The sequence below is a fragment of the Sphingobium sp. DC-2 genome, assembly GCF_000722555.1.
GTDB lineage: Bacteria > Pseudomonadota > Alphaproteobacteria > Sphingomonadales > Sphingomonadaceae > Sphingobium > Sphingobium quisquiliarum.
The window spans coordinates 127,297-137,751 of sequence record NZ_JNAC01000028.1 but is presented as its reverse complement, the minus strand read 5'-3'; the positions used below and the strand labels follow the sequence as shown (position 1 = coordinate 137,751).

The window sequence follows — 10,455 nt, the reverse complement described above, 5'->3', positions numbered from 1 at the left end:
GCAGAAATGCGCCTCCAGCCCGGCAAGCCGGTAGGAAAGCTCCGCCTTTCCATTGAGGTCGTAGGGGATGGACCGTTCGATCACGGTCGATCCGAAGCCGCGCCGCGTCGGAGCCACGACCGCCGGGCCGCCATTTTCGACCCAATGGACCAGCAGGCTGCCATCCTCGTCCACATGCCAGTCGATCGACACGACGCCGCTGTCGGACAAGGCGCCATATTTGGCGGCGTTGGTCAAAAGCTCATGGATCACCAGCGCCATCGCCGTGAAGGCCGAAGGCGTCAGCAGCACGTTGGGCCCGGTCAGCTTCACGCGGTCCCGCCGCTCGCCCAGATAAGCGCCCGCCTCCACCTCGATCAGGTCGTAGAGGCTGGCAGGCGACCAGCGGTCGGCGGTGATCTGGTCATGCGCGCGCGCCAGGGCGTGGACGCGGCTTTCCAGCGTCGCGATGAATTCTTCCACCGACCCCGCGCTGCCGCGCGTCTGCGACAGCAAACCCCGGATCACCGACAGGATGTTGCGGACGCGGTGATTGAGCTCGGCGATCAGCAGTTCCTGCTTCTCATGCGCGCGATGCCGTTCTTCATTGGCCGAATCCGACAGGCGCAGCACGACTTCCAGAAGGGCGGTGCGCAGGGCCTCGGCGACCCGCAATTCGGCGGCGGTGAACGGCACCGCCGTGCCCTTCACCAGTTGCGACCATTCCTCGAAGCTCTTGCGCGGCGTCAGCCGGGGACCGTTGGGGCCATATTCGACATGCTTTTCCTGACTGCCCGCCCAGCGCACCGAACGCAGCTGTTCCGGCCGGAACAGGACGACATAGTCGCGCGGGCGGCGGGACAGCGGGATGGCGAGCAGCCCCGCCGCGCGGTCTGCGAAGGCAGCCGCTTCCGGCATGATGCTGGCGAGATTGTCGGTCGTGTAGACCGTGCTGGCGGCGGCGCGGTTCAGCAGCTTCACCAGCGCGGCGAAGGATGTTTCGTCCGGCGTCAGGCCCGACAGGGTCATCTGCCCGTCAATATAGACGCCCACGCCCTCCGCCGGGATCGTGTCGAAAATGACGTCGCCCAGCCAGCGCGCGTTGGACAGCAGGTCATGGTCCTGCGCGACTGCCGACATCAGCCGGTCGGCCACCTGCCGCGCCTTGCCTTCATATTCGGCGGTTTCGGCGCGCTCGCGGCTTTCCAGCATCATGGAGAATATCTGGCCGAACAGTTCCGCCGCGCTGCGCTGCGCGAAGCTGGGCAGGCGCGGCCCATAATGGTGGCAGGCGAACAGGCCCCAGAGCTTCCCTCCCACGACGATGGAGATGGAGAGCGACGCGCCCACGCCCATATTGCCCAGATATTCGATATGGATCGGCGATACCGAGCGCAGCAGGCTGAGCGACATATCGAGCGCCGCGCCTGACGGATCGAGCACGGGAACGATCGGCACGGGCTTTGCCTGGACATCGGCGATCACGCGGAAGATGTTGCGCAGGTAGAGCGCCCGCGCCTGCTGCGGGATATCCGATGCCGGGTAATGAAGGCCGAAAAAGCTGTCGATGCCGGGCCGCAAGGCTTCCGCGACGACTTCTCCGTCGCCGCCATCGGCAAAGCGATAGACCATCACCCGGTCGAAGCCGGTCAGCGCCCGCACCTGCCGCGCGCCGTCGCGCAGAAACGCCGTCATGCCGTCCATCTGCGACAGCCGCGCCACCATGGACCGGACCATGCCGGTCGCTTCCATCTCGTCCGCGCGGGCAGGCTCCGCTTCCACGACGACCAGCGAGCCGGAAAAATGCACCGCGACGTCGAAAGGCGCGCAGCCGTCAATCAGGGGGAGCGAGAAAATCCGTTCGACCGCATGCGCGCCGCGCAGCAAGGTGATCCGGTTGCGCAGCGTGTGGATCGCGTCGGCGCGGAAAATATCGCTGACCGGCCGTCCCAGCATGTCCTGCGGCGACAGGCCGATAAATTCTCCGCTATTGGCGGACACGCGCGACACCAGCCAGTCGGCCGTAAGCGCGATCAGGAATCCGAACGGCTGGATCGATCCGGGAACGTGAATGGGCTCCCGGTCGCAATTGGTGATGTCGACGGCGAAGCCCCCATCGTCCTGAACCGCGCCATCAGCCACGCGCCATCGCCTGCTCGCTCATCGCGGCGGCGGCGAACAACGCGAAGGCGGCCTCCGCCCCCTGCACGGCCTCGCCGACCCATTGGTCGCCTTCCCCTTCGGCGGCGGCGTCGAGCGAGCGTTGAAACGCCTGCCATCCGCCCTTTTCATGCACGGCGGACAGATAGGCGCGCGGAAGACCGGACGCGACCTGGCGTTCAAGCATCGCCCCGCCCAGCCGCGATCCTTCCAGCGCGTAGAGCGCGCCCCAGCGGAACGCGTCGCTGTCCCGCGCCTGCATCGCCAGCCCGTCCGGCATCGATTCGCCAAGGGCGGCGAGGTCTTCGGCCAGCATCGGCAGGCGCGGCGCGGCAGGCCGCGCCATCGCCTCCAGCGGGGCGAGCGCGCGCGCGTGGGCTTTCAGAAAGGAGCGGTAGCTTTCTGGCGTATCGAGCGAAAAGCGGGAGAAAAGATCGTCCACACGCTGGTGCTCCGCCATCGTCGCTTGACGCAGGGCCTGTCTGATCCGGCCGTCCATGGGCGTTCTTGTCACCCGGCATTCCTAAAGCTTGTCAAACAGCCCTGCCTTGATCTCGATTAACTTTTTTAGCTTAGTCGTTCGCCTGGTGAAATTTTCGGCTCGCTACAGCGCCCCGAATCCATTTCTGCGACAGGAAGGCAGCCGCGCCGACCCTTTCAAATGGCTGACGAACAAGTTCAGCATCTCGACATGGCGAGGAGAATAAAAGGTGAGCATGCGGGGCATAACGCCTCAATGGAAAGCAAAGATCATGTTGAAGAAAATTATGTTGGCGGGGCTGATGTCCGCGACAATATTGGGCGGCGTCGCGCCTGCTTATGCTCAGCGTGGAGATGATGGCGGCTGGCGCGGCCGGGCGGAGCAGCGCGCGCGCCCGGATACCGGCCGCGCGGGCGGCGACGGGCAGCGCTGGCAGCGCAGCGACGCTGGTCAGCAGCAGGGGCAAGCGCAGCGCTGGCAGCAGCGGCGCGAAGGCTGGCAGCAGCAGCAACAGCCGCAGCGGCGCGATGACCGCCCCTCCGGCCGTGTGGAGCAATCCGGGGCGCAGGGCCGCTGGCAGCAGAGCGGCGTCCGCGGGGATGATGGCCGCAGGGACGATGGGCGCAGAGACGAGGGCCGCAGGAACGACGCTTCCCGCTGGAACCGTCAGCAAGGCTGGGGCGAGGCGTCCCGGCAGCGGGACGACCGCCAGGGCTGGCGCGAAAGCCGCCGGGAGGACCGGCGCGACGGCTGGCGCGGCAATGACGGGTGGAACAATGACGACCGGCGCTGGCGCGGCAACAACGGCGTGGACCGGCGGTTCGACGATCGCACCCGCTGGAATGGCCAGCGGCGCTGGGACAGCGGCTGGCGGCAGGACCGGCGCTATGACTGGCGCAGCTACCGCTCGCGCTATGGCGACCGCTACCGCATCGGCCGCTATTATGCCCCGCGCGGATGGAGCTACGGCTACAGGCGCTATTCCACCGGCATCTTCCTGAACAGCGTGCTGTTCACCAATTCCTACTGGATCGACGATCCATGGTCCTACCGCCTGCCGCTCGCCTATGGAACGCTGCGCTGGATTCGCTATTATGACGACGCGCTGCTGGTGGACATTCGCGACGGCTATGTGGTCGACGTGATCCATGAATTTTTCTGGTGAGCGGATGAGAACAGGATAACGGCTCCTGACTGCACATCAGGAACAACTGGGCTCGAAGCGGCAGGCTTCGGGCCCTTTTCATTTGCGGCGGCGGGCGCTCCGGTGGCAGGAGGCATGCATGACCGATGTGATCGATGATGGAGGGGTAGCATCGCCTGCCCGCGCACGGATCGGGGAAGCGGTGCGCGCCCGGCTGGAGCGCAACCCCATGGTCAGCCGGATCGATGCGCCCCGGCTGGAAATCTATGGACGCCGCGATTTCCTGAGCGCGGAGGAATGCGGCGGGCTGCGCGCGCTGATCGATGCGGGCGCGCAGCCGTCGACGCTGTTTTCAGGGAGCGCGAACGCGGACTATCGCACCAGCCATAGCTGCAATCTGGACCCGTGGGACCCGCTGGTCATGTCCATCAGCGACCGGATCTGCGCGCTGACCGGCCTGCCGTCCGAAAATGGCGAGACGCTGCAAGGCCAGCGCTATGCGGTGGGACAGGAATATAAGCCGCATTGCGACTATTTTCCCGTGACCGCCAATTACTGGCCAGCCATGCGCACGACCGGCGGGCAGCGCAGCTGGACGGCGATGATCTATCTGTCCGCCGTGGAAGCAGGGGGAGAGACTCATTTCCCGCACTGCGAATTCATGGTGCCGCCGGTCGAAGGCATGATCCTGCTCTGGAACAACATGAAGCCGGACGGCGCGCCCAATCCCGACAGCCTGCACGCCGCCCGCCCGGTCGAGCGGGGCGAGAAATATGTCGTCACCAAATGGTTTCGCGAGAAGCGCTGGGGCGGCTGAACCGGACGCCCCTCCCTTCCGCCGGGCTGATACACTTCGCGACATAAATGACCGTTAGCTGACCGGCCCGTTTTCGGGCGGTTCAGCGCAAGGGGCGCATAAGCATGCTGTTGGCGGCGGAACCTGCCACAGGGGCTGAAAACTGGACGCCCGCCGGTTTCCCGCCGCCAAGCTGATTGGGAGAAAATATATGCGTAAGTTGATCATCCTGGGCCTGATTGCAGCCACTGCCATGCCCGGCGCGGCGATGGCCCAGTCGCGCGGCGAAGTCCGCGACAGCGCGCGCGAACTGCGGCAGGAACAGCGCGAGCTTCGCGATGCCCGCCGCTATGGCGACCGCCGCGACGTGCGCGAACAGCGCCGCGATGTGCGCGAAGCACGGCGGGAGCTGCGGGAAGACTGGCGCGACTATCGCCGCTCGCACCGCGACGTCTACCGCGCGGGCAACTGGAACGCGCCCTTCCGCTATAATCGCTGGGAAGCGGGCGCGCGGCTTCGCCCGGCCTATTACAGCTCACGCTATTATATCAGCGATCCCTATCGCTACCGCCTGCCGCGTCCCGGCAACAATATGCGCTGGGTCAGGCACTATAATGACGTGCTGCTGGTGAATGTCCGCACCGGCCGGGTGATCCAGGTCCATCGCGGCTTCTTCTGGTAAGCGGCACGGCCTCCTGAGGAAACAACAGCGGCTCCAGACGATCGGTCTGGAGCCGTTCTGCTGCATGGCAGGCCAAGGTCCTGAACCCCTTGGCCGCGCCGCTCGTCTCCGGGCAGGCGCGGCCGATGACACGCGCCAGGCGCGCCATCAGTCCGAAAGGGGGTGGACCAGATAGCGCAACGTTTGGCGGCCCTGAATGTTCCGCCGCGCGCCCCTCAGCCCCCCAGCGCCTGCGCGATCAACCGGCGGCTGTTGGCGATGCCGTAAAGGGCGATGAAACTGCCCATGCGCGGCCCCTGATCGGCCCCGAGCAGCGTCTGGTACAACGCCTTGAACCAGTCCTTCAGTTCGGCGAAACCAAAGGCTTCGTCCTTGCCGATGGCGTAGACGATATTCTGGATCTCCTCCGCGCCCGCATCTTCGGGAAGACCGGCAAGCTCCTCATCCAGCTTGCGCAGCGCCGCGGCCTCATGCGCCTCCGGCGCGCGGCGCTTGAGCGTCGGCGCGACGAAATCGCGATGATAGGCGAGCGCATGGCCGATCAGCGCGTCCAGTTCGGGATAGCTGTCCGCATTGGCGCCCGGAACATAATTTTGCAGATAGCCCCACACCTGTTCGCGGCTGGCATCCCCCATCACGCCGACCAGGTTCAGCAGCAGGCCGAAGGTCACCGGCAATTCGCCTTCGGGCAGCTTGCCGTCATGGATATGGTGCACGGGATTGCCGAGCTGCTGCTCGATCGCCTGCTTGGGGTAATTGGCGCGGAACTGCCAATATTCGTCCACCGCACGGGGGATCACGCCCATGTGCAGTTGCTTGGCCTTCTTGGGCTCCCGATAGGCGAAGAAGGCAAGGCTTTCCTGCGGGCCATAGGTCAGCCATTGTTCAAGGCTGAGGCCGTTGCCCTTGGACTTGGAGATCTTCTCGCCCTTTTCGTCCAGGAACATCTCATAGTTGAAACCTTCTGGCGGGCGTGCGCCCAGCGCGCGGCAGATCTTCGAGCTTTGCGTGACCGAATCGATCAGGTCCTTGCCCGCCATCTCATAATCGACGCCCAGCGCGACCCAGCGCATCGCCCAGTCGACCTTCCATTGCAGCTTCGCCGCGCCGGACAGGATCGACTGTTCGATCACTTCGCCTTCATCCTCGAACCGGACGATGCCCGCTTCGGCGTCCACCACCTCGACCGGGACCTGGAGGACGATGCCGCTTTTGGCGCTGATGGGCAGGACCGGCGAATAGGTCGCCTGCCGTTCCTTGCGCAGCGTCGGCAGCATGATGTCCATAATGGCCTGATAATGGCGCAGGACGTTGCGGAGCGCGTCGTCGAAAGCGCCGGAGCGGTAGCGCTCGGTAGCGGAGACGAACTCATAGTCGAAGCCGAAACGGTCCAGAAATTCCCGCAGCATCGCATTATTGTGATGCGCGAAGCTTTCGAACTTCCCGAACGGATCGGGCACCTGCGTCAGCGGCTTGCCCAGATGTTCGGCCAGCATCGCCTGGTTGGGCACATTGTCGGGCACCTTGCGCAGGCCGTCCATATCGTCGCTGAACGCGATCAGGCGGGTCGGGACATCCGACAGCGCATGATAGGCGTTGCGCACCATGGTCGTGCGCAGCACTTCGTTGAAGGTGCCGATATGCGGCAGGCCCGAAGGACCATAGCCGGTTTCGAAGAGGATATAGCCTTTATCAGGCGCGCCCTGGGGATAGCGCTTGAGCAGCTTGCGCGCTTCTTCATAGGGCCAGGCCTTGGACGCCTGCGCGGCGGTGCGGAGGATTTCGGACACAGTCATGATGGAAAGTCCCCTAGCCCCGGTCAGCCGGAAAGGGAACGGGTAAAGAAATCGGCCACGCCGCGCCGCCGTTCGCCGAATTTCAGTTTCCCTTTTGTTCCAGCTCGCCTACTCCCGGATGCGTGATCGATCCCGCCGCCCTGCCCGCCCTCCACGCCAGCCATGGCGGCATCTGGCTGCGCGAAGGCTCCGTGACGCAGGCGGTGGCGAAGGGCAGCGCGATCGGCCGCGCGGCGGAAACGCCCGTGCTGCTGCTGAACGCGCCGCTGACGGGGCAGAGGCTGGGCTATCCCGAACTGAACGGCCTCGACCTGCTGGAACTCTGGGCCTTCGTGCATCCCGCCCGCTTCCTCGTCCCCACGGCCAAGGGCCTCGCCGAAGCGCTGGGGCTGGAGCGGCCCGTGAACGAAGCGGACATCCCCGCCTTGCTGCAATCGGCGGCGTCGGCCCTTCTCGCCATGCTGGAAGCGCCGGACTGGGCGGAGCGCGAAGGCGGATGGACCGCCGCGCAATCGCTCCATCGCCTGCGCTGGCCATGGGGGCCGCTGGTTGCGCCGCGCATCCCCCGCCCGGCCGAGGCGGAACGATGGCTGTTTTCCCGCCTGCCGGAATGGGAGGAAGCGCCGCCCCGCCCCGCCGCCCGCTCCATCGCGCTGGAGGAGGACGCCGTCCTCTCGCGCCTTTCCAGCCTCACTGGCGCGGCAGCGGAGCCAAGGCCGGGACAGCGCGCCTATGCGGCGGCGGCGGTCGAGGCTTTCCGGCCCCGCGCGCACCGCGATCAGCCCAACATGCTGCTCGCCGAAGCCGGGACGGGCATTGGCAAGACGCTGGGCTATCTCGCGCCCGCCTCGCTCTGGGCATCGCAGGCGCAGGGGACGGTGTGGATATCCACCTATACCAAGGCGCTGCAAAGGCAGCTCGACCGCGAAAGCCTGCGCCTCTTTCCCGATCCGGCGACAGCGGCGCAGCGGGTCGTCGTGCGCAAGGGGCGGGAAAATTATCTCTGCCTGCTCAATCTGGAGGACGCGCTGCAAGGCGGCTTTGCCGGGCGCGCCGCCATATTGGCGCAGCTCGTCGCGCGCTGGGCGGCCTATAGCAAGGATGGCGACATGGTGGGTGGCGACCTGCCCGGCTGGCTGCCCACCCTGTTCCGGCGCAACGGTTCGACGGCGCTGACCGACCGGCGGGGCGAGTGCATCTATGCGGGCTGTCCCCATTATCGCAAATGCTTCATCGAACGGTCGGCGCGGGCATCGGCCGAAGCGGACATCGTCATCGCCAACCATGCGCTGGTGATGATCAACGCCGCGCGCGGCCGCGAAACCGGGCAGCGTCCGCAACGCATCGTCTTCGACGAAGGCCATCATCTGTTCGACGCCGCCGACGCGACCTTTTCCGTGGCCCTGTCCGGTCAGGAAGCGATCGAACTGCGCCGCTGGATCATGGGTCCCGAAGGATCGTCACGCGGCAGGCGAAGGGGGCTGGCGGCGCGCCTGTCTGACCTTGCCAGCTATGACGAGGAAGGCGGCGAAGCGATCCGCGCGGCGACCGACGCGGCGCGGGCGCTGCCTGCCGACGAATGGTTGAAGCGCGTCGTCGCGGGCGAGCCTTTCGGCCCGGTCGAACAATTGCTCGCCGCCGTGCGCGGCACCGTCTTCGCCCGCGCCGCCGATGCGGGGGAAGCCGACGCAGGCTATGGCCTGGAAACCGAGCTTGCCGAACCGGACGGCGCTCTGGTGGAAGCGGCGCAGGATGCGGCGCTGGCGCTCGACGCGCTGCTGCGTCCGCTCGCCCGGCTCGCCAGGCGGCTGGAAGCGGTGGTGGAGGATGCGCCCGACTGGCTGGACGGCGCCGCGCGCGCGCGGATCGAAGGCGCGATCGCATCGCTGAACTGGCGGCGCGACCTGATCACCGCGTGGCTCGCCTTGCTCGCGCGGATCGGCGGACCGGCCGATCCTGATTTCGTCGACTGGCTGACGGTCGATCGCGTCGAGGGGCGCGAATATGACATCGGCGTGCACCGCCACTGGCTCGATCCCACGCGTCCGCTGGCCGAAACCGTGCTGAAACCGGCGCATGGCGTGCTCGTCACCTCGGCAACGCTCAAGGGCGGCGGCGACTGGGACAATGCAGAAAGCCGCAGCGGCGCGGTCCATCTGGCGCGCGGCGCGCATAGGTTCGAAGCGCCCAGCCCCTTCGACTATCCCAGCCGCGCCGAAGTGCTGATCGTCACCGACATCAAACGCGGCGACATCGCTGCCCTGTCCGGGGCCTATGCCCGGCTGATCGAGGCGTCGGGCGGCGGCACGCTGGGCCTGTTCACGGCGATCCGGCGGCTGCGCGCGGTCCATGCGCGGATCGCCGACCGGCTCGCAAGGGCCGGCCTGCCGCTCTATGCCCAGCATGTCGATCCGATGGACACCGGCACGCTGATCGACATTTTCCGCGACGATCCGCGCGCGTCCCTGCTCGGCACCGATGCGCTGCGCGACGGGGTGGACGTGCCGGGGCATTCGCTGCGGCTGGTGGTGATGGAGGGGGTTCCCTGGTCCAAGCCGACGGTGCTGCATGCGGCCCGGCGGCTGGCGGGCGGAGGCGCGGCCTATGACGACCGGCTGATCCGCGCCCGGCTCGCCCAGGCGTTCGGCCGCCTCATCCGCCGCGCGGAGGACCGGGGCAGCTTCGTCATATTGTCGGCCGCCATGCCCAGCCGCCTGCTCAGCGCCTTTCCGCCGGGCACGCCCGTGCGGCGGCTGACGCTGGATGAAGCGATCATTGCGGTCAGCGCGCATTCCCGCGCTGGCATTGGCGGCGGGGCGGCGCTAGGGCTTCAGGATAACGAGTCCGGCACCCACGACCTGGAGCAAAGATGAAGCGGCTGACCCTGTTGCGCCACGCCAAGTCCGATTGGGACGATCCGGTCGCGCGTGATTTCGACCGGCCGCTCAATCGCCGGGGCGAAAAGGCGGCGCTGCTGGTCGGCCAGTTCGCGAAATCGCGCAAGATGCAGTTCGACAGGCTGGTGGCGTCGCCCGCCGTGCGCGTTACCCAGACGCTGGACACGTTCCTGTCGGGCTATGGCGAGCCGCTGGAGCCGCATTGGGACCGGCGCATCTATCTGGCATCGGCCGCTACCCTGTTCGACGTGATCCGCGACCTTCCCAATACGGCGCAGAGCGTCCTGATGGCAGGGCATAATCCTGGTCTGGAGGAACTGATCCTGGAACTGGTGCCTGATGACGGCGCAAGCCCTCTGCGCGAGGATGTCGAGGTGAAATTCCCGACGGCCAGCCTGGCGGCGATGGACCTGACGATCGATCATTGGGCACAGGCGAAGAAGGATGTCGGCACGCTGGTGAGCTTCACCCGTCCGCGCGACATCGATCCGGCGCTTGGCCCCGGATCGCGCTGACGCAG

8 protein-coding genes are annotated in these 10,455 nt (G+C 66.6%); 5 read left to right on the top strand and 3 right to left on the bottom strand.

Annotated elements, in window-relative coordinates; all coding sequences use genetic code 11:
- On the bottom strand, positions 1-2,121 hold a 2,121-nt coding region (locus ET21_RS0105730; RefSeq protein WP_030538904.1), incomplete at its 3' end, for an HWE histidine kinase domain-containing protein.
- Positions 2,114-2,599: a biliverdin-producing heme oxygenase gene (locus ET21_RS0105725; RefSeq protein WP_037470331.1), complete on the bottom strand. Its 486-nt coding sequence runs from the start codon at positions 2,597-2,599 to the stop codon at positions 2,114-2,116. The genes ET21_RS0105730 and ET21_RS0105725, both read right to left, overlap by 8 nt.
- A 292-nt stretch (positions 2,600-2,891) precedes the next feature.
- On the opposite strand from ET21_RS0105725, the gene ET21_RS0105715 reads away from it, so the two are divergent.
- From ET21_RS0105715 to ET21_RS0105705, 3 genes are all read left to right on the top strand, one after another.
- Complete coding sequence (locus tag ET21_RS0105715) at positions 2,892-3,785, top strand: RcnB family protein (protein WP_237751494.1); 894 nt, start codon at positions 2,892-2,894, stop codon at positions 3,783-3,785.
- Between the two features lie 118 nt (positions 3,786-3,903).
- Positions 3,904-4,581 (top strand): 2OG-Fe(II) oxygenase, encoded by a 678-nt coding sequence (locus tag ET21_RS0105710; RefSeq protein ID WP_030538901.1) that lies wholly within the window; start codon positions 3,904-3,906, stop codon positions 4,579-4,581.
- A gap of 190 nt (positions 4,582-4,771) precedes the next feature.
- On the top strand, positions 4,772-5,242 hold the full coding sequence (locus tag ET21_RS0105705) for a DUF1090 family protein (RefSeq protein WP_021239192.1): 471 nt from the start codon (positions 4,772-4,774) through the stop codon (positions 5,240-5,242).
- Positions 5,243-5,457: 215 nt separating this feature from the next.
- On the opposite strand, the gene ET21_RS0105700 is transcribed toward ET21_RS0105705, so the two are convergent.
- A complete protein-coding gene (locus ET21_RS0105700) occupies positions 5,458-7,038 on the bottom strand; it encodes a lysine--tRNA ligase (RefSeq protein WP_030538900.1) in 1,581 nt (526 codons plus the stop codon).
- Between the two features lie 122 nt (positions 7,039-7,160).
- On the opposite strand from ET21_RS0105700, the gene ET21_RS0105695 reads away from it, so the two are divergent.
- Both ET21_RS0105695 and ET21_RS0105690 read left to right on the top strand, forming a co-directional pair.
- Positions 7,161-9,911, top strand: coding sequence for an ATP-dependent DNA helicase (locus ET21_RS0105695; RefSeq protein ID WP_030538899.1), 2,751 nt, complete (start codon positions 7,161-7,163; stop codon positions 9,909-9,911).
- Positions 9,908-10,450 (top strand): histidine phosphatase family protein, encoded by a 543-nt coding sequence (locus tag ET21_RS0105690; RefSeq protein WP_030538898.1) that lies wholly within the window; start codon positions 9,908-9,910, stop codon positions 10,448-10,450. Before ET21_RS0105695 ends, ET21_RS0105690 begins: the two co-directional genes overlap by 4 nt.
- The last annotated feature ends 5 nt before the right edge of the window (positions 10,451-10,455 follow it).

Bases quoted from the DNA above. Each gene is read 5' to 3' on its own strand.
- ET21_RS0105725 (WP_037470331.1), bottom strand. From the start codon at position 2,599: ATGGCGGAGCACCAGCGTGTGGACGATCTTTTCTCCCGCTTTTCGCTC.
- ET21_RS0105715 (WP_237751494.1), top strand. From the start codon at position 2,892: ATGTTGAAGAAAATTATGTTGGCGGGGCTGATGTCCGCGACAATATTG.
- ET21_RS0105710 (WP_030538901.1), top strand. From the start codon at position 3,904: ATGACCGATGTGATCGATGATGGAGGGGTAGCATCGCCTGCCCGCGCA.
- ET21_RS0105705 (WP_021239192.1), top strand. From the start codon at position 4,772: ATGCGTAAGTTGATCATCCTGGGCCTGATTGCAGCCACTGCCATGCCC.
- ET21_RS0105700 (WP_030538900.1), bottom strand. From the start codon at position 7,038: ATGACTGTGTCCGAAATCCTCCGCACCGCCGCGCAGGCGTCCAAGGCC.
- ET21_RS0105690 (WP_030538898.1), top strand. From the start codon at position 9,908: ATGAAGCGGCTGACCCTGTTGCGCCACGCCAAGTCCGATTGGGACGAT.